Genomic DNA, 21703 nt, shown 5'->3' on the forward strand with positions numbered 1-21703 from the left:
GCCGAGATGCTGGAGAAGAAATCGCTGCCGCTGATCTACCGCGTGCACGACGAGCCGACGCTGGAAAAGGTCAACGCGCTCGCCGAGTTCCTCGACACCCTGGACGTGCCCTTCGCCAAGGCCGGTCCGCTGCGCCCCACCCTGTTCAACCGGGTGCTGGCGCAGCTCGAGGGCCACGACTACTACCCGCTGGTGAGCGAGGTGGTCTTGCGCGCACAGGCGCAGGCGGAATATTCGGCCGAAAACTACGGCCATTTCGGCCTCAATCTGCGCCGCTACGCACACTTCACCTCGCCGATCCGCCGCTACGCCGATCTGGTCGTGCACCGCGCCCTGATCCGGGCGCTGGGTCTCGGCGAAGGCGCGCTGCCGGACAGCGAGACGCCGGAAACCCTGGGCGAGGTCGCGGCTCACATCTCGGTGACCGAGCGGCGCGCGATGAAGGCCGAGCGCGAGACGGTCGACCGGCTGATCGCCCATCACCTCGCCGATCGCATCGGTTCGAGCTTCCAGGGCCGCGTATCCGGCGTCACGCGCGCCGGACTGTTCGTCAAGCTCGACGACACCGGCGCCGACGGACTGATCCCGATCCGATCCCTCGGCACGGAATATTTCAACTATGACGAGGGCCGCCACGCGCTGGTCGGCTCGCGCAGCGGTGCCATGCACCAGTTGGGTGACGTCGTCGACGTCCGTCTGGTAGAAGCGGCTCCGATTGCCGGCGCGTTACGCTTCGAATTGCTCTCGGCGGGTGTGACTGCGCCGCGAGGCCCGCGGCGCGATCGTCCGCAGCGAAAGTCGGCGAAGGCGCATCCCGGACGCAGCCCGCGCGAAAAGAGGCGCAAGCCGGAGAAGAAATCCGGCAAGTCGAAGGCGAAAGGCGAAGGAAAGAGCAAGGCATGGACGCGATGACCACGGCGCCAAAGACCTGGACGCGCGAGGCAGGTCTCGTCGAGAAGCGCGACGTGTGGAGCGCGATGAGCCGCGGCTTTCGCGGCCGCTGCCCGCGCTGCGGCGAGGGCAAGCTGTTCCGCGCCTTCCTCAAGACCGCGGACAATTGCACGTGCTGCGGGCTCGACTTCACGCCGCATCGCGCCGACGACCTGCCGGCCTATCTGGTGATCGTCATCGTCGGCCACATCGTGGTGCCGACGATCCTCTGGATCGAGACCAATTACACGACGCCGGAATGGCTGAGCTTTGCAGCCTATTTGCCCTTCACCCTCTTCGCGTCGCTCGCGCTGCTGCAGCCGGTGAAGGGCGCCGTGGTCGGCCTGCAATGGGCCCTGCGCATGCACGGCTTCGACGACAATCCGCCGGACAGCGTTCCGCCGGTGTGACCGCAACGAACGACAAGAAGCAAGACAAGAAGAGAGAGTTGGGGAAGGAAATGACGGACGCGGCGCAGGCGGCGACAGAAAAGGAAAAGGTGCACGACGAGAAGGAGCCCGATCACCACCCGTACTTCCGGCCGAAGGACGCCGCCACGCTGATCCTGGTCGATCGCGGCGGCCCGACGCCGAAGGTGCTGGTCGGCAAGCGCCACGACAAGGTGGTGTTCATGCCGGGCAAGTTCGTCTTCCCCGGCGGCCGCGTCGACAAGGCCGATCATCGGGTGCCGGTGGCCGCGTCGATCACGCCGGAGCTCGAGGCGAATCTCATGCGGGGCAGCCCGAAGATTCCCGCCTCCCGTGCCAGGTCGCTCGCCATCGCGGCGATCCGCGAGGCCTGCGAGGAGACGGGCCTGTGCCTCGGGCGCAAGGCCGAGGGCGCCGTGCCGAAGCTGGAAGGCGCCTGGAAGCCGTTTTCGGATGCGGGCCTGCTGCCCGACCCGTCCGGCTTGTTCCTGATCGCGCGCGCGATCACCCCGCCCGGCCGCGTGCGGCGCTTCGACACGCGTTTCTTCACCGCGGACGCCTCTGCCATCGCCCATCGCGTCGAGGGCGTGGTGCATGCGGATGCCGAGCTGGTCGAACTGGTCTGGGTCGAACTGGGCTCAAAACCGCTTGCCGACCTGCATCCGATGACGCGAAACGTGCTCAACGAGTTGGACAAGCGGCTTGCGACGGGTTCCCTGCGCCACGATGCGGCGCTGCCATTCTTCCACTGGTACGGCGGCAAGATGCAGAAGGACGTGTTGAACTGACCCGGCCGGTCGGGTCAGGCCAATTCGGCGCCCGGCCCGGCTCAAAGCCGTCGATTCGAGCCTAATGAGGCGAAATCACGCGGGTTTTTGCCCGCAAAACCTTGACATCGAGCGTTTTGCGGCTAGGTTGCCGGCCAAACGCGGGCCGCTTGGCCGGCTCCCGATCCCCCTTTCCAGAGGTCCTGAACATGGCCAAAGCGGTCACCATCAAGGTCAAGCTCGTGTCCTCGGCTGACACCGGCTTCTACTACGTCGCCAAGAAGAATTCGCGCACCATGACCGAGAAGCTGGTCAAGAAGAAATACGATCCCGTTGCGCGCAAGCACGTCGAATTCCGCGAATCCAAGATCAAGTAACAACGCGGAACGTTGGCACTTCGACGGGGCCCTCGCGGCCCCGTTTTTATTTTCGGCCCTGGTCAGGCCGTGCGCAGCATCGGCGCAGGCGGCCGCGTCAGCGCGAACGCGACCTGGACGACGCCGCCGGCAAGTCCAAGCGCCACCCCGATGCGCCATGCCATCGTGTAGGAGCCAAGCGCGTCGTAGAGCACACCTCCTCCGTACGCACCGAGGAAGCTGCCGATCTGGTGACTCATGAAGGCGAGCCCCTGGATCATGGCCTGCCAGCGCAGCCCGAACATTTCGGCCACTGCGCCCGCGACCAGCGGCCCGACGCCCATCCACAGGAAGCCCATGATCGCGCCGAACAGCAGCGTCGAAGCCGGCGTCGCCGGCAGCGTGAAGTACCAGGCAAGCGCGATCGAACGCAGAATGTAGATCGCCCCTAACAGCGCGAGCTTGTTCCAGCGCTGGCCGGCCCAGCCGAAGAACAGCGAGCCCAGCACGTTGAAGCCGCCGATCATGCCGAGCGTTTGGGCGCTCAGCATCGGATCGAGGCCGCAGATCGCGAGGTAGGACGGCAGGTGCGTGGTGAGGAACACGAGCTGCATGCCGCAGACGAGGTAGGCGCACGTCATCACCACGAAGGACGCATTGCCGAACGCGGTCTTCATCGCGACCGCAGCGGTGGCGTCGCCGATGTCATCGGCCGCCGCCTCGGGCAGCGGAATCCGGTCGATGCGACCGGCGTACCAGGCAGCGGGAATCATCACGAGCGCCAGCACGACGAAGCCGGCGAGCCCGATGCGCCAGCCGAAACCCTGATTGAGCAACTGGCCGAGCGGCGCGGACAGGAGTGCGCCGAGCGAACCCGCCCCCGAAACGATACCGAGCACCGTGGAGCGCACCGTCTCCGGGACGGCACGCGTGGCCACCGACATCGCGATTGCGGCCGCGGTACAGGCCATCGAGGTGCCGATCAGCAGGCCGCCCCCGATCAGCACGCTGACCAGCCCGTTCGCGGTCGCCATCAGCGCGAGGCCCGCGATGTAGAGCAGCGAGCCGACAATCATGACGGGGCGAAAGCCATGGCGGACCGTCAACGCGCCCGCCAGCGGCTGCAGGAAGCCCCACGCCAGATTCTGCACGGCCAGCGCCAGGGTGAAGTCGGAGACGGAGATGCCGATATCGCGGGTCAGCGGCTGCAGGAAGATGCCGAGACTCTGCCGCAGCCCCATGCTCAGGGTCAGCATCACCGAGGCGCCGATCAGGATCGGCAGCGTCGGACGCAAGACCTGCAGCAACGGCATGCTCGTTCTCCCTCCCCTCGCAGCCTCGAACGTCTCTGCGAGAGAGAAGGCAAGCACGCGCCGCTGTCAAGGCGCCGGCCCATGCGGCACCGGCACGGCGATTTTCTCGCGACGGAATGCGGTCACGCCGCCTGCGACACCACGCGATTGCGGCCGTCATGCTTGGCGCGGTAGAGCGCCGTGTCGGCGCGCTTGAGCACGTCGGCGACGGACTCGCCCTTCTGCTCCAGCGTCGTCAGCCCGATCGAGATCGTCACCTCGATCCGCTTGGCGCCCTTGTGGACGGCAAAGGGCTCGCCCGCGATCGAGCGGCGCAGCCGCTCGGCGACCATGCCGGCGACGTGGAGATCGGTCTCCGGCATCACGATGACGAACTCCTCGCCGCCGTAGCGGCAGGCGAGATCGATGCCGCGGATCGACTTGCGTATGCGCACGGCGAATTCGCGCAGCACGTCGTCGCCGGCGTCGTGGCCGTAATTGTCATTGATCGACTTGAAGAAATCGATGTCGAGGATCATCAGCGCGAGCGGCTTGCCGCGGGTCGCGGCCTGCTCGGCGAGGGTGGCCAGATGGGTCTCCATGTAGCGGCGATTGTGCAGCCCGGTCAGCGCGTCCGTGATCGCCATCTCGATCGAGTTCTGCACGTTGTCGCGCAGATGATCGGTGTAGCGGCGGCGGCGAATCTGGGTGCGCGCACGCGCCAGGAGCTCGTTCTTGTCGACGGGACGCAGCAGATAGTCGTTGACGCCGATCTCGAGCCCGCGCAGCAGCCGCGTGCCGTTCTCGGTCTCGGCGATGGCGAGGATCGGGACGTGACGGGTGCGCTCCAGCGAGCGCGCCTGGCTGCACAGCCGCAGGCCGTCGAAATTGTTCAGGTCGAGCGAGACGATCAGCAGGTCGTAGTTGCCTTCGGCGGCCTGGAACAGCGCCTCGGCCGGATTCGGCTCGACATCGACGGTGTGCTCGGCCGCGAGCAGCGAGGCGAGCCGCTCATGGGAGGATTCGCGGTCATCGACCAGCAGGATGCGGCCGCCCTTGCCGGTATCGGCCACCGCGTCGCGCTCGGGCGCCTGCATCCCGATCTCGAGCGAGGTGATGGCGCGCATGCGCAGTTCGTCCGTCATCATCTTCAGCCGCGTCAGTGAACGCACGCGGGCGATCAGCACGACGTCGGACACCGGCTTGGTCAGAAAATCGTCGGCGCCGGCCTCCAGCCCGCGAACGCGGTCGGCGGGGCTGTCGAGCGCCGTCACCATGACGACCGGAATGTGATGCGTGGCGGGGTCGGATTTCAGCCTGCGGCAGACCTCGAAGCCGTCCATGTCCGGCATCATCACGTCGAGCAGGACGATGTCGCACTCGGAGCGATGGCAGATCGCCACCGCCTCGGCGCCGTTCGACGCCGTCATCACGTCGAAATACTCGGCCGAGAGACGGGCTTCCAGCAGCTTGACGTTGGCAGGGACGTCATCGACGACGAGGATACGTGCGGACACTGAAATTCACTCCTACCCGATAAAGCGCCGGACCGTCTCAATGAACTTGCCGACCGAGATCGGCTTGGAAAGATAGGCCTCGCAGCCACCCTCGCGGATGCGCTCCTCGTCACCCTTCATCGCAAATGCCGTCACCGCAACGACGGGAATGTGGCGCAGTTCCGGATCGTCCTTGATCCAGCGCGTCACCTCGAGGCCCGACACCTGCGGCAACTGGATGTCCATCAGCACGAGGTCGGGACGCATCTTGCGAACGAGATCGAGCGCCTCGTAGCCGTTGCTGGTGCCCGAGGTCTGGTAACCGTGCGCCTCCAACAGGTCGCGGAAGAGCTTCATGTTGAGCTCGTTGTCCTCCACGATCAGGACGGTCTTAGCCATTCCGCCCCTCCCATTGCCACGGAAATCGATCCGCCATGTGACGCCTCAGGCGCCGTTCGACGGCGCTTCGAAAACTGGATTCAAACTAGCCTCGAATTCGCTCTAGTTTCGTTAAACCCGAGGGCCAACTTTCGGCGATGTGGTTTCCAGTTGCTTGTCTGGCCACACCAGACTCGGGCATGATGATTCCCCAAATTAGAGACCGAAAGTTAACGGAAAGGCAAACCGGCCCGTTGAAAAAGCCTGTTCAAAACCCCCGCGAAGTTGCTGAAATCGTTGCGATTCAGGCGCTCTCTTTTGTGGCGAGCGACCCTGAAAGGCTGGGTCTGTTCCTGGCCGAGACAGGGATCGGCCCGGAGACGTTGCGAAAGTCCGCGGGCGACCCGAATTTCCTCATCAGCGTACTCGATTTCGTGCTGCGCGATGATGCGACCGTGAAGGCCTTTGCGAGCGTATCGGAACTCCATCCGACCAACGTCGCCGCGGCGCGGCAGGTGCTGGGCGACCCGCACTGGGAGCGCGACGTGCCGTGAGCACCCTCGATCCGGCCGGGCCTGCCTGCTTCTGCCGGGACTGTCTGGCCGATCTGGATGTCACCGCGCGGCGCTGCGCCCGCTGCGGCTCTCCTCGCCTCGTCCGTCACCGCAAATTGTCCGCGCTGACCATCGCGCATATCGACTGCGACGCGTTCTACGCGACGGTGGAGAAGCGCGACAATCCCGGGATTGCCGACAAGCCGGTCGTCATCGGCGGCGGAAAGCGCGGCGTGGTGTCGGCCGCCTGCTACATCGCGCGCACTTTTGGCGTGCGCTCGGCGATGCCGATGTATAGGGCGCTGGAGGCTTGCCCGCACGCGGTCGTGATCCCCCCCGACATGGCCAAATACGTCCGGGTCGGGCGCGAGGTGCGCCAGGCGATGCAGGCGCTCACCCCGCTGGTCGAGCCGCTCTCGATCGACGAGGCGTTTCTCGATCTCTCCGGCACCGAACGCGTTCACGGCATGATCCCGGCAAGAGTGCTGGCGCGCTTTGCCAGCGACGTCGAGCGCGACATCGGCATCTCCGTCTCGGTTGGGCTCTCCTGCAACAAGTTCCTCGCAAAGATCGCCTCCGACCTCGACAAGCCCCGCGGCTTTGCCGTGCTCGACCAGGACGAGGCGCGCGCGATGCTGGCGGACAAGCCGGTCGGCTTCATCTTCGGCGTCGGTCCGGCGACGCAGGAACGGCTGACGCAGCGCGGCTTCCGCACCATCGCCGATCTGCAGAAGGCCGACGAGATCGAGCTGATGCGGCAGTTTCCGACCGACGGCCGCAGGCTGTGGCGGCTCGCCCGCGGCATCGACGACCGTACCGTGGTGCCGGATCGCGGCGCCAAGACCATTTCCAGCGAGACCACGTTCGAGTCCGACATCCGCGATTTCGCGACGCTGGAAAGGATTTTGTGGCGCCTGTGCGAGAAGACATCGTCGCGGCTGAAGAGCGGCGAGCTTGCCGGCTCGACCATCACGCTGAAGCTGAAGACCGCCGATTTCCGCCAGCGCACGCGCTCGCAGTCGATCACCGGGCCGACGCAGCTCGCCGCCAAGATCTTCGCGGTGTGCAAGGAGATGCTGGCGAAGGAGATCGACGGCACCGCCTTCCGCCTGATGGGCGCCGGCGTCAGCGCGCTGCGCGAAGGCTCCGTCGCCGACGACACCGACATGCTCGACCGCCGCGCCGCCCATGCCGAGCGCGCCATGGACAGCCTGCGCAAGAAGTTCGGCCAGGCCGCCGTGATCCGCGGCATCGCCTATGACGGGCCGGAACCGCTGGAGTAGCGTTCCTGCCCGAATGCGGCGTGGTGCGCTGCCAAGCCGGGGCCTATGCGGCCGTGCTGGGTCCCGGCTCTGCGCCGCGTCACTGCGCGCCGCGCCGCGTCCGGGACACGGGAGCGAGACGTCAGTCCGCGACCGCCACCGCCTCGATCTCGATCAGCCATTCCGGCGCCGCCAGCGCGGAGACGCCGACCAGCGTGCTCGCCGGAGGTTCCATGCCCTGGAAGAAAGCGCCGCGCGCCTTGCCGATGATGGGGCGGAGCTCGGGCTTGTAACCCACCACAAACGTCGTGATCTTCACGATATTGGCGTAGCTCGCACCCGCGGCCTTCAGCGCCATGCCGAGGTTCTGCATCACCTGCGTGGTCTGCGCGGCGAGATCGCCTTCGCCGACCGCCCGCCCCTCCTCATCGACGGAGACCTGCCCCGAGATGTAGATCGTGCGCGCGCCCGAGGCCGTCACGACATGTGAGTACGCCGGATTGTGGTGAAGCCCGCTGGGACGGAGATGTTCGATCTTTGGCATGGTGTGGCCTCCCTGACATCTGTGATTGCGGGCAAGCGTATCCGGGTTTGGTATTCCCGGCTATCCCGGCAGACGGCATGCCCCGGATGCACGCTGCACCGCGTCCGGGACACGAGAGTTCAATTGCAGGGCTTGGCGTCCCTGACGTCGAACTTGCCGAGCGCGCCCGAGATGACGAAATCGTTGTAGTCGAGCACCAGCGCGCGGGAGACGCCGTTCTCGTAGAGCTCGAACGACATCGCATAGACCGGGGTCTGCTCGCCCTCTTTCTGCTGCGCCTCGCGATCGAAATAGCTGACCGTGACCGGCCAGCGCTTCAGCGTCTTCATGTGGTCGTCGCCGATCGACGGATCGGGCGAGGCGACCGCGCGGTCGGCGGGGATCGGCTGGCCGATCACGGTCATGGTGTTGTAGACCTTCTCGCCGTTGTCCGAGCCGTCATAGACGGTGAGCTCCAGTAGCGATTTGCCGTCCCTGGCGGCCGCGATGATGCGCTGGATCTGCTCGGTCGGAAACACCGTCGCGCCGTCGAGCGTGAAGCTCTTCGGGGCCGGCAGCTTCAGCTTGACGTTGATGTGGTCGCCGTCGCGCTCCGCCTGGCCGTCGACCCGGCTGGAATCGGTGTCGTTCATCCGCGTCTCGATCTTGAAGCGATAGCTCTTTCCGGCGGCGTCTTCCCAGGAATTGGACCGCAGGTCGGACAGCGTGATCTTGCCCTCGCCGCTGTCGAGCTCCGAGACCTGGCGGAATTCGGAAGTGTAACCCTCGCAGGAGGAACCGGCGAAATTGTACAGGATGCGCCCGCGCGCGCTGCTGACCGAGCTCGAGCGCGACTTGACCAGGCTGAGGTCATAGAGCGCCTGGTGCGGCAGGAACGGACCGTTCGCCGCCGCGGCCGCATCGCCGGACGCAAGAGCGGCCGCGGCGAGCGCCATCACACCGAGCGAGGTCCGGAAAAGGTGCACCATGTCTGTTCCCTGGAAGGCCGAGGTTCGTCAGAATAGTGACCGTCGCATTGCGTCGCAACTGCGGCCGCGTCACGGAAAGTTGCGCAATCTCTGTGGCCACCCACCGCCCGCCCGGGAAAAACGCAACCCTGGCCGGCGCCTTCGCCCGAGGCTCCCGCCTTGCATACGACCGGGCAATGGGCGAAACAGGCGCGCTCGGCCGCAAACGGCCGGAGGCATGATTTCTTGCGGGCATCAAGGGCGCAGCAATGGCGAAAACAGTCGAGCAGAATCTGGCGGCACAGGGCATCGTCCTGCATCAGGCACCCGCGCCGGTGGCGAACTACGTGCCGTTCGTACGCGCCGGCAACCTGATCTTCGTCTCCGGCCAGGTCTGCTACGATCCGCAGGGCAAGCTGATCGCCAAGGGCAAGCTCGGGGCCGGCGTCAGCATCGAGCAGGGCGCGGCGGCCGCGCGCGGCTGCGCCGTCAACCTGTTGGCGCAGCTCAAGGCCGCGCTCGGCGATCTCGACAAGGTCGTGCGCGTGGTCCGGCTCGGCGGCTTCATCAACTCCGCGCCCGATTTCCTCGATGGACCGAAGGTGCTCAACGGCGCCTCCGACCTGATGGTCGCGGCCTTCGGCGACAAGGGCCGCCACGCCCGCACCACGGTCGGCGTCGCCGCCCTGCCCGCCGATGCGGCCGTCGAGGTCGAAGGCATTTTCGAGGTCGCCTGATCGGGAGCGGAACCGTTGCGCGCACCTGATTGGCTGACGGCGCGGCCGGTCGCCCATCGCGGCCTGCACGACATTTCGCGCGGCATCGTCGAGAACATGCCCGGCGCGGTGCAAGCCGCGATCGCGGGCAACTTCGCCATCGAGGTCGACATCCAGCTCAGCGCCGACGGCGAAGCCATGGTGCATCACGACCACGAACTCGGCCGCCTCGCCGCGGGCAGCGGTCTCCTGCGCGACAAGACCGCCGCCGAGCTCAAGTCGGCGGCGTTCAGGGACACGGCGGAGCGGATGATGTCGCTGTCCGACCTCTGCGCCATGGTCGCCGGCCGCGTCCCGCTGGTGATCGAGGTCAAGAGCCTGTTCGACGGCGACCGCAGGCTGGTGGGGCGGATGGCCGAGGTGCTCGCGTCCTATGCGGGCCCCGCGGTCGGCATGTCCTTCGATCCGGACCAGGTGCTGGCGCTGCGACGGCTCTTGCCCTCACGGCCGCGCGGCATCGTCGCCCAGCGCAGCTACGAGGACAGCTACTGGAGCAAGCTGACGCCGGAGCAGCGCGACGGCATGCTCCATCTCCGCCGCGGCCTTCAGGCCCGGCCGCATTTCGTCGCCTTCAAGGTCGACCACCTTCCAGCGCCGGCACCCTGGCTCGCGCGCAATGTGTTCGGCTGCCCGCTCCTGACCTGGACGGTTCGCACTCCCGACCAACGCGCCCGCGCCGCGCGCTACGCCGACCAGATGATCTTTGAGGGCTTTGTGCCGTAGGCGCGGCACTCTTAGCGCGCTTGTCCCGGACGCGCTGCAGCGTGCAACGCTCCTGCGCTGCGTCCGCGGCACACGAACCTCACTTCGGCGAGTTCCCTGCGCCCCTTGAAGTCGTTGCCGCAATGCACGATCTTGCATGCGGGACTTATCCAGATCCGCGATGGCATCAACCGACATCACGCTCGAGGCCGTAGCTTCCATCAGTGCCGTTCCCGCTGAGGATTGGGACGCCTGCGCCAATCCCTCAACGGCCTCACCCGCGCTGCCAGGCGGCTCCGTTATCGCGTCAAAGCCGACCTATAACCCTTTCGTTTCTCATGCCTTTTTCTCAGCAGCGGAAGCCTCAGGCTCGGCCGTGCCGCGCACCGGCTGGGGGCCGCGGCATCTGATCGCCAAGATCGACGGCACCATCGCCGGCATCGTGCCCTGCTATCTGAAATCGCATTCGCGCGGCGAATACGTCTTCGATCGCGGCTGGGCGGAGGCCTATGAGCGCGCCGGCGGCAGCTACTATCCGAAACTGCAGGTCTCGGTTCCCTTCACGCCGGCGACGGGGCCGCGCCTGCTGATCCGCAACGGCTTCGACCGCGACAACGTCGCCTCCGCGCTTGCGCGCGGGCTGATCGCGCTCTGCGACATGAGCAACGCCTCCTCCGCGCACGTCACGTTTGCGCGCGAAGCGGAGTGGCGGTTCCTCGCAAGCCACGGATTCCTGCAGCGAACCGATCAGCAATTCCACTGGCACAACCAGGGTTTTGCGACGTTCGACCACTTCCTCGCCACGCTGAACTCGCGCCATCGCAAGTCGATCAAGCGCGAGCGGCGCGACGCGCTCGCTGCCGGCGTCACCATCCACTGGCTCACCGGCCGCGACATCACCGAGGAGGTCTGGGACGCCTTCTTCGATTTCTACTTGGAGACCGGCTCGCGCAAATGGGGCCGGCCGTACCTGACGCGCGAGTTCTTCTCGCTGATCGGCGCGAGCATGTCGCGTGACGTGCTCTTGGTGATGGCCCGGCGCAACCAGCGCTGGATCGCGGGCGCGATCAACTTCATCGGCTCGGACACGCTGTTCGGCCGCAACTGGGGTGCGATCGAGCACCACCCGTTCCTGCATTTCGAGGTCTGCTACTATCAGGCGATCGACTTCGCGATCCAGCATCGGCTCGGCTACGTCGAGGCCGGCGCGCAGGGCGAGCACAAGATCGCGCGCGGCTACCTGCCGCAGACGACCTATTCGGCGCACTACATTGCCGACCCCGGCCTGCGCCGCGCGCTCGCCGACTATCTCAAGCGCGAGCGCGCCCATGTGGCCGAAGCCGGCCGGGAGCTCGCCGAACTCGGGCCGTTCCGGAAAGCGTCCGAAGAGGCGCCTTGACGGGCCTGTTGCCGTGATGACAGTAGGGCAGCATTGTTTTGGAGCCGCCGCCATGACCGCCTACGATCACAACAACATCTTTGCGAAAATCCTGCGCGGCGAGCTGCCCTGCCACAAGGTCTACGAGGACGAGCACGTGTTCGCCTTCCTCGATATCATGCCGCGGGTGCCCGGCCACACGCTGGTGATCCCCAAGGCACCGGCGCGCAACATCCTCGACGTCAAGCCGGACGACTATGCCCATGTCGCGCGCGGCGCGAAGAAGATTGCGCTGGCGGCGATGAAGGCGTTCAACGCCGACGGCATCACCGTGCAGCAGTTCAACGAGCCCGCCGGCGGCCAGGTGGTGTTTCACCTCCACATGCACGTGATGCCGCGCCACGGCGGCGTCGCCATGCTGCCGCCCGCGAGCCGCAAGGAAGACATCAGGGTGCTGGAGGAGAACGCGACCAAGCTAATCGCGGCGTTGCAGCACGTGTGAGCGGAAAACCCGTCACTCCGTCTCCAAATCGCCTTTCTGCGGCGGAGCGAGCGGGGTGAACTGGCAGCGGTCGGGCTTGACGTCGATGAGCGGCGTACCGTCGAGGCAATCGAGTCCGCGCACGAGAATCGTATTGCCCTCGATCCCGACCAGCTTGACGATCGAGGTGCCGATCGGATTGGGCCGCACCGGCGAGCGCAGAGAGAAGGTGCCGCGGGCCTGCCGGTCGTTCTTCGGGCTCTGCAGCACGAGATCGCGGCGCGACTTGTCGAGCCAGTAGAGTACCTCGAGATTGCCATAGAGCTCGACGCCCTTCATCGCCGGCACGAACGGCTCGAAAATCTCCAGCCGGCAAATCGGTCCATCCTGCCGTCCCTGCCGCGGCGCCTCCAGCCGCGAGGTCCAGGGCGTGCGGATGCGGCCGATGAAGATCAGGCCGGCGTCCGTTGCCGGCGGCAGCTCGATCGCTAGCTCGCCCTCCCGGACTTCGTTTTCGCGAACCATCGTCGTTTGTTCCTTACAGATATGCGGAGAGTCTAGCCGATTGGTCCGCCGCCAAGCAACGTATCTCTCCTCTCATTCTGATGAGCTTGCGAAGCAAGCGTCTCGAAGGATGAAGGCCGAGCCGTAGCAGCCGGGCCTGCGTGGTTCGAGACGGCCGCTGCGCGGCCTCCTCACCACGAGGGTCGGAATAGAGCTATCTCAGCAACCGCTTCCCGGCCGGGTTAGGTCGCCTACCCCGCCACGCCCCGGTTCTTCAGCACGAAGCAGGCGCCGCCCGCCTTGCGGATGCGATTGCAGAGGTCGTCCGCCTCGCCGCGCGTGTCGGCGCCGATGCGCACCTGGTAGAAGGTGCGCGTGCCGCGGCTGCGCATCACCGATCCGAGCAGGCTCGGATCGCGGTCGCCGATCACCGCGGACAGGCGCCTGATCGCACGGGAGTACATCGAGAGCGCCTTGTTGCGGTCGAAGCCGGCGGCAAGCTGCACGCCCCAGAGTTTTGCCGCAGCGAGCCGAACATGCTGCTCCAGCTCGGCGACGAACGGGTTGGGCGCGCGCTTCAACAGCGCCATCAGCTCGCGGCAGCTCGTCGGCGGCACGCGCGGCGGCACCTTGCCGCCCTTGCCGGCCGCCGCCCAGTCCTCGATCGTTGCACCGGTGATGGCGACGACGTAGTTGCGCGTTTCCTGCGACATCGCACCCGTCCCGGCAAGCCACTCCTGCACCCGCCGCGGGCCGGCATTGTAGGCCGCCGCCGCAAGGCCGAGATTGCCGAACTGGCTGCGCAGCTCGTCGAGGAACTCGGCGGATTTCGGCAAGGCCTGTACGGGATTGAAGGGGTCGAGCAGTCCGCGCTCCCCGGCGGTCCCCGGCATGAACTGCGCAATGCCCTGGGCGCGCTCGCCGCCGCGCGTCACCGGCCCGACCGCGTCGCTCCGGAAGCGGCTTTCCTGCCAGATCACGCGGGCGAAAAACTCCAGCGGCAGGTTCGAGGCCCGCGCCGCCGCTTCGATCATCAGGCAGATCGACTCCCGCGTCCCGCTGTCGCGCGCAGCGTCAGCCGACGTGGCCGGCGACATCGCGAGCTCCTCGATGCTCGGATGCACGACGCGGCTCGGCGGCTCCTGCGCCGTCGCGGGAGCATGCGCGAGCAGCGCGGCCATGCCCCCGTAGAGCAGATTCCGCGCCCGTCTCATTCGCATGGCATCGACCCCATCTGACGAATCGGCCCTTGAACTCGGGAACCGGGCCCACTAGCAACGGCAGGAAGACACAACGCAGACTGAACGCGCATCCGGGCCAAAATGCACACGATCTATTTTGATCTCGACGGCACGCTGACCAATCCCAAGCAGGGCATCACCCGCTCGATCCAGTATGCCCTGGACAGGCTCGGCCAGGCCGTCCCGCACGAGGACGAACTGACCTGGTGCATCGGCCCGCCCCTGCACGCCAGCCTGAAGAAGATCACCGGCACCGACGAGCTCGCCGACCGTGCGCTCCTGCTCTACCGCGAGCGGTTCAGCGACGTCGGCCTGTTCGAGAACGAGGCCTATGGGGGCATCGAGGACACGCTGGCTTCGCTTGCGGCGGCAAGCCCGCGCATGTTCGTCGCCACCAGCAAGCCCGCCGTCTATGCCGGACGCATCATCGATCATTTCGGCCTCCGCCGCTATTTCGAGCGCGTGTTCGGCTCCGAGCTCGACGGCACGCGCGTCGACAAGGGAGAGCTGTTGCGCTACGCGCTCGACGAGGCCGGGGTCGACGCGCACAGCGCCGTCATGATCGGCGATCGCAGCCATGACGTGGTCGGCGCGCGGAAGAACGGCATGACCGCGATCGGCGTGCTCTACGGTTATGGCAGCGAGGACGAACTGCGCGGCGCCGGCGCCCACCACATCTGCCCCACCCATCCGGACCTGCTGGACAACTGCGCGGCGCTTCGGGCGTAGCAGCGCGGAGCTTCGAGGGCCGCGCCCTTGACCTGCATCAAGCGGGCTCTCCGCGACGCGTGCCATCGTGCCGGCATCGAGGAGTCCCGATGCGCCGATTTCCGATGAAGGCCCTCTTCACGATGCTCTCCCTCGGTCGGAGCGAGCGGAGCAGGACCGACCGGGACCGCAACATCGTGATCTTCTCGACGGCGGTCACGATCGGGCTGGTCGTCCTCTATCTTTGGGGCAAGGCAACTTCGCGGTGGTGACCCGGATGCGCTCTCGCGGGACGGTGTCGAGGCAAGTCCTGCCGTCGCTCGTGCTCGCGGGCCTGCTCTGCAGTTCCTCGGCGCAGGCGCTCGATATCGAGCAGCAGCGTGGCGAGGCGCTCCTGCAGAAGATGTGCGCACGCTGCCACGCCGTCGGCACCGGCGGCGAGAGCCCGAACACGCAGGCCCCAGCCTTCCGTACGCTCGGCGAGAACAAGCTCTACGATCCCGATTTCGTGCAACGGCTGCAGGAAGGCTACAGCAGCATCCATCGCTTCATGCCGACCTTCCGCTTCGAGCGCGAGGACGCCGAGGCGGTCGTGAACTACCTCGAGGCGATCCAGGCGCCGCGGAAGCCGAAATAGCGCTCACACGGCGACGGAACGATCGCTGCAGACACCGGTTGCGCTGACACGGCCGATTTCCGAAACTGCCCGGCCGACCGCGACCGGACGCCGTTCACGATGTCATCAATCACGATCGAACATGCCGATGGCCTGCCCCTGCCGCAACGCCGGTGGGCCATCCTGACCATCGCGCTCGGCATCACCATGTCGGTCGTCGACGGAGCGATCGCCAACGTGGCACTGCCGACGATCGCGGCCGATCTCGATGCAAGCCCGGCCTTCTCGATCTGGGTCGTCAACGGCTATCAGCTCGCCATCACCATCTCGCTCCTGCCGCTGGCCTCGCTCGGCGAGATCGTCGGCTATCGCCGCGTCTACCTGGCCGGACTTCTCCTCTTCACCCTCGCCTCGGCCTTCTGCGCGCTGTCGCACACGCTCCCGATGCTGACCGCGGCGCGCATCGTCCAGGGATTCGGCGCGGCGGGCATCATGAGCGTCAACATGGCGCTGGTGCGATTCACCTATCCGCACGCACTGCTCGGGCGCGGGATCGCCCGCAACGCGCTGGTGGTGGCGGTCTCGGCCGCGATCGGGCCGACGCTGGCGGCGGCGATCCTGGCCGTTGCGAGCTGGCCCTATCTGTTCGCGATCAACATTCCGCTCGGCGCGGCCGCCCTGGCGCTCGGCTGGCGCTGCCTGCCGCACACCAACCGCGCCGCCCATTCCTTCGACTGGCAAAGCGCGGGCCTCAGCGCGGTGACGTTCGGGGTCGGCATCTTCGCGATCGACAGCGTCGGCCACGGCGAGCCGCTGCTCGCCTGCCTCGTCGAATTCGGCGCCGCCCTCGCGGCCGGCGCATTGCTCATCTATCGCGAGACGCACGAAGCCGCGCCGCTGCTGCCGGTCGACCTGCTGCGCATCCCAATCTTCGCACTCTCGATTGCGACCTCCATCGCCTCGTTCTGCGCACAGATGCTGGCCTTCGTCGCCATCCCCTTCTACCTGCAGAGCCGGTTCGGCTATTCGGCCGTCCACATGGGGCTGCTGATCACGCCATGGCCGATCACGGTGGCGTTTGCGGCGCCGCTGGCGGGCCGGCTGGTCGAGATCTACCCCGCGGGCCTTCTGGGCGGCATTGGCCTGTTGCTGTTCGGAGCCGGGCTCGCGTCCCTCGCCGTCCTGCCGGCCGATCCCGCGCCGCTCGACGTGGTCTGGCGCATGGCGCTCGCCGGCCTCGGCTTCGGCCTGTTCCAGACCCCGAACAACCGCACCATGATCGCCGCGGCGCCGCGCGAGCGCTCCGGCGGGGCCAGCGGCATGCTCGGAACGGCGCGGCTGCTCGGCCAAACCACGGGTGCCGCGCTCGTGGCGCTGTTCCTGGGTCGCTATCCCGTCGAGGGCACCAGGATCGCGCTTCTCACCGGCGTGGGTTTTGCGCTGTGCGGAGCGCTGCTCAGCATGCTGCGCCTGTCGCCCGCCGGCGCCCGCGGCGCCGAGCACGTGCGGGTGCAGGAGGGACAGCGGATGAAGGGCGATTGACGGCTGGGAGGATGCCATCCAACTGACGCGCAACCTCCGCGCGGCTTAACTATTTGTCGTATCGGCTCTTGCTCTCCCGCTCCGGTTGCGCTTGATTGCGCTGGGGATTTCGGGGGGCGTTTCATTCATGCGAATACTGGGAATCGTGGCGCTTGGCGTCATGCTGGGCGGCTGCGCGTCAATCACGCGCGGAACGACCGAGAATATCAGCATTTCATCGACGCCATCCGGCGCAGAGGCCGCCGTCAGCGGGCTGGACGTGCCGACCACCTGCACGACGCCGTGCGCAATCGTCGCCAAGCGCAACGCCGACATTTCCATCACCTTCCAGAAGGAAGGTTTCGAATCGCAGACAGTGCAGCTTACAAAGGAAATCCCCGCCACCGGCGCGGCCGGCTTCGCTGGCAATATCATTGCGGGCGGTCTGGTGGGCATGGGTGTCGATGCCGTGACGGGCGCCGCGACCGATCACAAGCCAAATCCGGTAATCGTGACTATGCAGCCGACCGCCCCGCCACCCGCCCCGCGAAAACCGCGGCCCAAGCCGGTGCCGCAGACCGGAACGTAGACGCGGGCCTCGGCGACCGAAACAAGAAGGCCGGCTGTTCAGCCGGCCTTTCGCAATTTCATGCAGCTCGCCATCAAGCCTTGACCAGCGGCCCCTTGGAGGTCGGCCCCTTCGAGCCGCCGGGACCGCCCGGCTTGGACTTGCCCGACGGCGGACGCTTGCGGGCGCCGGGCAGCTTCTCCTGCTTCGGCGTGACCGGCCCCTCGACGTACTCGAAGCCGATCTTGTCCTTGGTCGCGTCGGTCTCGTCCTTGACCAGGACCACGCGGACATGGCCGCCGCCCTTCAGCTTGCCGAACAGCACCTCGTCGGCGAGCGGCTTCTTGATGTGTTCCTGGATCACGCGCGCCATCGGGCGGGCACCCATCTGCTCGTCATAGCCGTGCTGGATCAGCCAGGCCTTGGCGGGCTCGGACAGTTCGATCGTGACGTCGCGGTCGCCGAGCTGCGCCTCGAGCTGGAGCACGAACTTCTCCACCACCATGCCGATCACGTCGGCATTGAGGTGGGCGAAGGAGACGATGGCGTCGAGACGGTTGCGGAATTCCGGCGCGAACTGCCGGTTGATCGCCTCGTGGTCGTCGCCTTCCCGCTTCGATCGGGTGAAGCCGAAGGCCTGCTTGGCGAGATCGGCCGCGCCGGCATTCGTGGTCATGATCAGGATCACGTTGCGGAAGTTGACCTGCTTGCCGTTGTGATCGGTGAGCCGGCCGTGGTCCATGATCTGCAGCAGCACGTTGTAGAGATCGGGATGCGCCTTCTCGATCTCGTCGAGCAGCACCACGCAATGCGGATGCTGGTCGACGCCGTCGGTCAGAAGGCCGCCCTGGTCGAACCCGACATAGCCGGGAGGCGCGCCGATCAGACGCGACACCGTATGCCGCTCCATGTATTCGGACATGTCGAAGCGCAGGAGCTCGACGCCGAGCGACGCCGCGAGCTGCTTCGCCACCTCGGTCTTGCCGACGCCGGTGGGGCCCGAGAACAGGTAGCAGCCGATCGGCTTTTCGGGCTCGCGCAGGCCCGCGCGGGCGAGCTTGATCGAGGCGGAGAGCGACTCGATCGCCTTGTCCTGGCCGAACACCACGCGCTTCAGGGTCTGCTCGAGATGCTTGAGCACTTCGGCGTCGTCCTTCGACACGCTCTTCGGCGGAATCCGCGCCATCGAGGCGATCGTGGTCTCGATCTCCTTGATGCCGATGGTCTTCTTGCGCTTGTTCTCGGCGACCAGCATCTGCGCCGCGCCGGACTCGTCGATCACGTCGATCGCCTTGTCCGGCAGCTTGCGGTCGTGGATGTAGCGCGAGGAGAGCTGCACCGCCGCCTCGATCGCCTCGTTGGTGTATTTCAGCCGGTGGTAGTCCTCGAAATAAGGCTTGAGGCCCTTCAGGATCGCGATCGCGTCCTCGACCGTCGGCTCGTTGATGTCGATCTTCTGGAAGCGCCGCACCAGCGCGCGGTCCTTCTCGAAATGCTGGCGATATTCCTTGTAGGTGGTCGAACCCATGCAGCGGATGGTGCCCGAGGCGAGCGCGGGCTTCAGCAGGTTGGAGGCGTCCATCGCGCCGCCCGAGGTCGCGCCGGCACCGATCACGGTGTGGATCTCGTCGATGAACAGGATGGCGTTGGGGTGCGCCTCCAATTCCTTCAGCACCTGCTTCAGCCGCTCCTCGAAGTCGCCGCGATAGCGCGTGCCGGCGAGCAGCGTGCCCATGTCGAGCGAGAACACGGTAGCGGCGGAAAGCACCTCCGGCACCTCGCTGTCGACGATGCGCTTTGCAAGGCCCTCCGCGATCGCGGTCTTGCCGACGCCGGCCTCGCCCACGAACAGCGGGTTGTTCTTCTGCCGGCGACACAGCACCTGGATGGCGCGGTTGATCTCGGAATTGCGGCCGATCACCGGATCGATCTTGCCGTCGCGCGCCTTCTTGTTGAGGTTGACGCAATAGGTCTCGAGCGCCTCGCCCTTCTTCTTGGAGTCCTCGTTGCCCTTGGTCTCGGTCTCCTCGTCGACGCCGCGCACGGGGCGCGCCTCGGAGACGCCCGGCCGCTTGGCGATGCCGTGACTGATGTAGTTGACCGCGTCGTAGCGCGTCATGTCCTGCTCCTGCAGGAAGTACGCGGCGTGGCTCTCGCGCTCGGCGAAGATCGCGATCAGGACGTTGGCGCCGGTCACCTCCTCGCGACCCGACGACTGCACGTGGATCACCGCGCGCTGGATCACGCGCTGGAATCCGGCCGTGGGCTTGGCGTCGTCGGCGCCGTCGGTCACCAGGTTTTCGAATTCGGTCTCGAGGTAGTTGACGAGGCTCGTGCGCAGCTTGTCGAGATCGACGCTGCAGGCGCGCATCACGGCCGCGGCATCGGAATCGTCGATCAGCGACAGCAACAGATGCTCGAGCGTCGCATATTGGTGATGACGCTCGTTGGCGATCGCCAGCGCTCGATGCAGAGATTGTTCAAGGCTCTGGGAAAAAGTCGGCATTCGCGTCCTCTGTGGCCCCCGCCATCATGATCGCCATCGCCCGGTCAGGCAACAACAACCTTTGTCAAATATAGTTATGCATGATCGCGGCAAAAAGACCGGTTCCGCGACTCAAACGTTAGGCGTTCAGGGCATTTTCGACGCAAAACCCGTTCCGATTGGGGCGGGATTTGGCGCCGGCGCGCCGCTCTCCTGTGATCTTGCAGTCGCCTCAGGAGAGGGAAAAAGGGACGGATCGAGGGCCGGCGCAAGACTCCGGGCCCGGCACGCCGTCACTTCTTTTCCATCACGCATTGCAGGGGATGCTGATGCTTGCGGGCAAAGTCCATCACCTGCGTCACCTTGGTCTCGGCGATCTCGTAAGTGAACACGCCACATTCGCCGATGCCGTGATGGTGGACATGCAGCATGATCTTGGTCGCGGCCTCGACGTCCTTGTTGAAGAACTTTTCCAGGACGTGAACGACGAACTCCATCGGCGTGTAGTCGTCGTTCAGAATCAGCACCCGGTAGAGGTTCGGCCGCTTGGTCTTCGGCTTGACCTTGGTGATGACGGAGGTGGTCGGACCCGTGGGGGTGCCCGGGCGGTTCTCGTCACCGCTCATGCGGGAGGCGTGGGCTGACGCAGGCTGGCCGGGGCTGGAAGTTAGTTGCAACATGACACTGGCGTTCAAGATCCTCACGGAAGCGAATCGCGGCTTGCCGCGCGGCCTCGCCTGTCGAGGTCCCGCACTGACGCACCGTTCCCTGCGGATCGCCGCTCCCGGCCCCTCCGGCAGCGCCGGATCGGCCACTTGAATATGGGCTGGCCCCCGGCTCGCCGCAAGCGTGCAAGGGTCTGGCCCGATCGGGCCGAAGCAGCCCGATTCCCGGTCCGGGCGATCCGGCGCGAGGTTAATCAATCCGGGTCAATTTGACAAAAAAACGGCGGGGCCGTTCAGCGAACATTCACCAGGAAACCGCCGATTGCGGCGGTGCCACCGAATACACCCGGATTTCCACGGTCCCATTTACCGGGCGTTCAACGGGATGACGCGAAATCGGGCAAAACCACAGATCCCGGGGATCGTCATGTCTTGCCTGCCCGTCCTCCGCCGCCTCGGTCGGTCGCTCGCCGGTTTTACTTCCGCCGAGCAAGGCAACATCGCCATCATCTTTGCGCTCGCGTTGGTCCCGATCTTGGGAATGGTCGGTGCGGCCGTCGACTATACGCAGGCCGTGCGGGCGCGCACCGCGGCGCAGGCGGCCATCGACTCGGCCGTGCTGATGCTGTCCAAGGACCTGACCACGGGTACCATCACGTCCAGCCAGCTCACGCAGAAGGCGCAGGATTATTTCGGCGGCCTCTACACCGACACCGGCGCGCCGGCTTCCGTGAGCACCGTCACCTATACCGCGGCGACGACGACCACCGCCGCAACGCTCGTAGTCACCGCCAACGGTTCGATGCCGACCCAGTTCATCCGCATTCTGTCGCGGATGCTCAACACGCTGAATCCGATGCTCAACAACTCGGCGGTGTACGACAACATCAATTTCACGGTCAATTCGACGACCACCTGGGGCAACGTCAAGATGCGCGTCGCGCTGGCGCTCGACAACACCGGCTCGATGGCGCAGGACGGCAAGATCACGGCGCTGCGAAACGCCGTCGCCGGCAGCGGCGGCCTGATCGACCAGCTCAGCGCGCTGAGCAAGAACTCCGGCGACGTCTATATCTCGGTCATTCCCTTCGCCAAGGTCGTCAA

The 21703-nt window shown here is 66.2% G+C and carries 25 protein-coding genes; 16 read left to right on the plus strand and 9 right to left on the minus strand.

All coding sequences use genetic code 11. The features are described from left to right. The 4 genes from KGM94_RS11400 to rpmG form a co-directional block, all read left to right on the plus strand. Nucleotides 1–912 (plus strand): RNB domain-containing ribonuclease (locus KGM94_RS11400; RefSeq protein WP_300258519.1); only part of this gene is annotated, 912 nt, incomplete at its 5' end. Continuing rightward, entirely contained in the window at nucleotides 900–1340 is a 441-nt protein-coding gene (locus KGM94_RS11405; protein WP_300258522.1) for a DUF983 domain-containing protein, read from the plus strand. The genes KGM94_RS11400 and KGM94_RS11405, both read left to right, overlap by 13 nt. A 50-nt stretch (nucleotides 1341–1390) precedes the next feature. Then, nucleotides 1391–2146, plus strand: coding sequence for an NUDIX hydrolase (locus KGM94_RS11410; protein ID WP_300258525.1), 756 nt, complete (start codon nucleotides 1391–1393; stop codon nucleotides 2144–2146). A 188-nt stretch (nucleotides 2147–2334) separates the two neighbouring features. Further along, nucleotides 2335–2502 carry a 50S ribosomal protein L33 gene (gene rpmG, locus KGM94_RS11415; protein ID WP_300258528.1) on the plus strand — a complete coding sequence of 56 codons (168 nt, stop codon included), beginning with the start codon at nucleotides 2335–2337 and terminating at the stop codon, nucleotides 2500–2502. 62 nt (nucleotides 2503–2564) lie between these two features. Here the strand turns inward: rpmG and KGM94_RS11420 are convergent, their stop codons facing one another. The 3 genes from KGM94_RS11420 to KGM94_RS11430 all read right to left on the minus strand — a co-directional run bounded on the left by KGM94_RS11420 (nucleotide 2565) and on the right by KGM94_RS11430 (nucleotide 5668). Beyond that, entirely contained in the window at nucleotides 2565–3794 is a 1230-nt protein-coding gene (locus KGM94_RS11420) for an MFS transporter (protein WP_300258530.1), read from the minus strand. A 122-nt stretch (nucleotides 3795–3916) separates the two neighbouring features. Next, nucleotides 3917–5290 (minus strand): PleD family two-component system response regulator, encoded by a 1374-nt coding sequence (locus KGM94_RS11425; protein WP_300258533.1) that lies wholly within the window; start codon nucleotides 5288–5290, stop codon nucleotides 3917–3919. A 12-nt stretch (nucleotides 5291–5302) separates the two neighbouring features. Further along, on the minus strand, nucleotides 5303–5668 hold the full coding sequence (locus KGM94_RS11430; RefSeq protein ID WP_300258536.1) for a response regulator: 366 nt from the start codon (nucleotides 5666–5668) through the stop codon (nucleotides 5303–5305). A 233-nt stretch (nucleotides 5669–5901) separates the two neighbouring features. On the opposite strand from KGM94_RS11430, the gene KGM94_RS11435 reads away from it, so the two are divergent. Both KGM94_RS11435 and KGM94_RS11440 read left to right on the plus strand, forming a co-directional pair. Beyond that, nucleotides 5902–6201, plus strand: a complete 300-nt coding sequence (locus tag KGM94_RS11435; RefSeq protein WP_300258584.1) for a DUF3572 domain-containing protein — start codon at nucleotides 5902–5904, stop codon at nucleotides 6199–6201. Beyond that, nucleotides 6198–7484 carry a DNA polymerase IV gene (locus tag KGM94_RS11440; RefSeq protein ID WP_300258539.1) on the plus strand — a complete coding sequence of 429 codons (1287 nt, stop codon included), beginning with the start codon at nucleotides 6198–6200 and terminating at the stop codon, nucleotides 7482–7484. The genes KGM94_RS11435 and KGM94_RS11440 overlap by 4 nt, the downstream gene beginning before the upstream one ends. A gap of 121 nt (nucleotides 7485–7605) precedes the next feature. On the opposite strand, the gene KGM94_RS11445 is transcribed toward KGM94_RS11440, so the two are convergent. Both KGM94_RS11445 and KGM94_RS11450 read right to left on the minus strand, forming a co-directional pair. Then, nucleotides 7606–8007 (minus strand): RidA family protein, encoded by a 402-nt coding sequence (locus KGM94_RS11445; RefSeq protein ID WP_300258541.1) that lies wholly within the window; start codon nucleotides 8005–8007, stop codon nucleotides 7606–7608. A 119-nt stretch (nucleotides 8008–8126) separates the two neighbouring features. Next, nucleotides 8127–8975, minus strand: coding sequence for a cell envelope integrity EipB family protein (locus tag KGM94_RS11450; protein WP_300258544.1), 849 nt, complete (start codon nucleotides 8973–8975; stop codon nucleotides 8127–8129). Between the two features lie 248 nt (nucleotides 8976–9223). Between KGM94_RS11450 and KGM94_RS11455 the strand changes: the two genes are divergently transcribed. The 4 genes from KGM94_RS11455 to KGM94_RS11470 all read left to right on the plus strand — a co-directional run bounded on the left by KGM94_RS11455 (nucleotide 9224) and on the right by KGM94_RS11470 (nucleotide 12312). Next, the gene (locus tag KGM94_RS11455; RefSeq protein ID WP_300258546.1) at nucleotides 9224–9691 is read left to right on the plus strand and encodes a RidA family protein; all 468 of its coding nucleotides are present in this window, start codon (nucleotides 9224–9226) and stop codon (nucleotides 9689–9691) included. A gap of 15 nt (nucleotides 9692–9706) precedes the next feature. After that, the gene (locus KGM94_RS11460) at nucleotides 9707–10453 is read left to right on the plus strand and encodes a glycerophosphodiester phosphodiesterase (protein WP_300258548.1); all 747 of its coding nucleotides are present in this window, start codon (nucleotides 9707–9709) and stop codon (nucleotides 10451–10453) included. Between the two features lie 160 nt (nucleotides 10454–10613). Continuing rightward, complete coding sequence (locus KGM94_RS11465) at nucleotides 10614–11831, plus strand: GNAT family N-acetyltransferase (protein WP_300258551.1); 1218 nt, start codon at nucleotides 10614–10616, stop codon at nucleotides 11829–11831. A gap of 52 nt (nucleotides 11832–11883) precedes the next feature. Next, nucleotides 11884–12312 carry an HIT family protein gene (locus KGM94_RS11470; RefSeq protein ID WP_300258553.1) on the plus strand — a complete coding sequence of 143 codons (429 nt, stop codon included), beginning with the start codon at nucleotides 11884–11886 and terminating at the stop codon, nucleotides 12310–12312. A gap of 12 nt (nucleotides 12313–12324) precedes the next feature. On the opposite strand, the gene tsaA is transcribed toward KGM94_RS11470, so the two are convergent. Beyond that, nucleotides 12325–12816: a tRNA (N6-threonylcarbamoyladenosine(37)-N6)-methyltransferase TrmO gene (gene tsaA, locus KGM94_RS11475; protein ID WP_300258556.1), complete on the minus strand. Its 492-nt coding sequence runs from the start codon at nucleotides 12814–12816 to the stop codon at nucleotides 12325–12327. Nucleotides 12817–13046: 230 nt separating this feature from the next. After that, nucleotides 13047–13892: a lytic transglycosylase domain-containing protein gene (locus KGM94_RS11480; RefSeq protein WP_300258587.1), complete on the minus strand. Its 846-nt coding sequence runs from the start codon at nucleotides 13890–13892 to the stop codon at nucleotides 13047–13049. 225 nt (nucleotides 13893–14117) lie between these two features. Here KGM94_RS11480 and KGM94_RS11485 point away from each other — a divergent pair, with 225 nt between their 5' ends. The 5 genes from KGM94_RS11485 to KGM94_RS11505 all read left to right on the plus strand — a co-directional run bounded on the left by KGM94_RS11485 (nucleotide 14118) and on the right by KGM94_RS11505 (nucleotide 17470). Beyond that, nucleotides 14118–14765: an HAD family hydrolase gene (locus tag KGM94_RS11485; protein WP_300258559.1), complete on the plus strand. Its 648-nt coding sequence runs from the start codon at nucleotides 14118–14120 to the stop codon at nucleotides 14763–14765. Nucleotides 14766–14854: 89 nt separating this feature from the next. After that, nucleotides 14855–15016, plus strand: a complete 162-nt coding sequence (locus KGM94_RS11490) for a hypothetical protein (RefSeq protein ID WP_300258562.1) — start codon at nucleotides 14855–14857, stop codon at nucleotides 15014–15016. A gap of 23 nt (nucleotides 15017–15039) precedes the next feature. Beyond that, the gene (locus KGM94_RS11495; RefSeq protein ID WP_300258565.1) at nucleotides 15040–15381 is read left to right on the plus strand and encodes a cytochrome c; all 342 of its coding nucleotides are present in this window, start codon (nucleotides 15040–15042) and stop codon (nucleotides 15379–15381) included. Between the two features lie 99 nt (nucleotides 15382–15480). After that, nucleotides 15481–16902, plus strand: coding sequence for an MFS transporter (locus KGM94_RS11500; RefSeq protein WP_300258568.1), 1422 nt, complete (start codon nucleotides 15481–15483; stop codon nucleotides 16900–16902). A gap of 127 nt (nucleotides 16903–17029) precedes the next feature. Then, nucleotides 17030–17470 carry a PEGA domain-containing protein gene (locus tag KGM94_RS11505; RefSeq protein ID WP_300258571.1) on the plus strand — a complete coding sequence of 147 codons (441 nt, stop codon included), beginning with the start codon at nucleotides 17030–17032 and terminating at the stop codon, nucleotides 17468–17470. Between the two features lie 73 nt (nucleotides 17471–17543). Here KGM94_RS11505 and clpA read toward each other — a convergent pair whose 3' ends face one another. Further along, nucleotides 17544–19955 (minus strand): ATP-dependent Clp protease ATP-binding subunit ClpA, encoded by a 2412-nt coding sequence (clpA, locus tag KGM94_RS11510; protein WP_300258574.1) that lies wholly within the window; start codon nucleotides 19953–19955, stop codon nucleotides 17544–17546. Nucleotides 19956–20227: 272 nt separating this feature from the next. Further along, nucleotides 20228–20560 carry an ATP-dependent Clp protease adapter ClpS gene (clpS, locus tag KGM94_RS11515; RefSeq protein ID WP_300258577.1) on the minus strand — a complete coding sequence of 111 codons (333 nt, stop codon included), beginning with the start codon at nucleotides 20558–20560 and terminating at the stop codon, nucleotides 20228–20230. A gap of 580 nt (nucleotides 20561–21140) precedes the next feature. Between clpS and KGM94_RS11520 the strand changes: the two genes are divergently transcribed. Further along, nucleotides 21141–21703 (plus strand): pilus assembly protein TadG-related protein (locus KGM94_RS11520; RefSeq protein WP_300258581.1); only part of this gene is annotated, 563 nt, incomplete at its 3' end.

The sequence above is a fragment of the Bradyrhizobium sp. genome, from assembly GCF_028868675.1.
GTDB lineage: Bacteria > Pseudomonadota > Alphaproteobacteria > Rhizobiales > Xanthobacteraceae > Bradyrhizobium.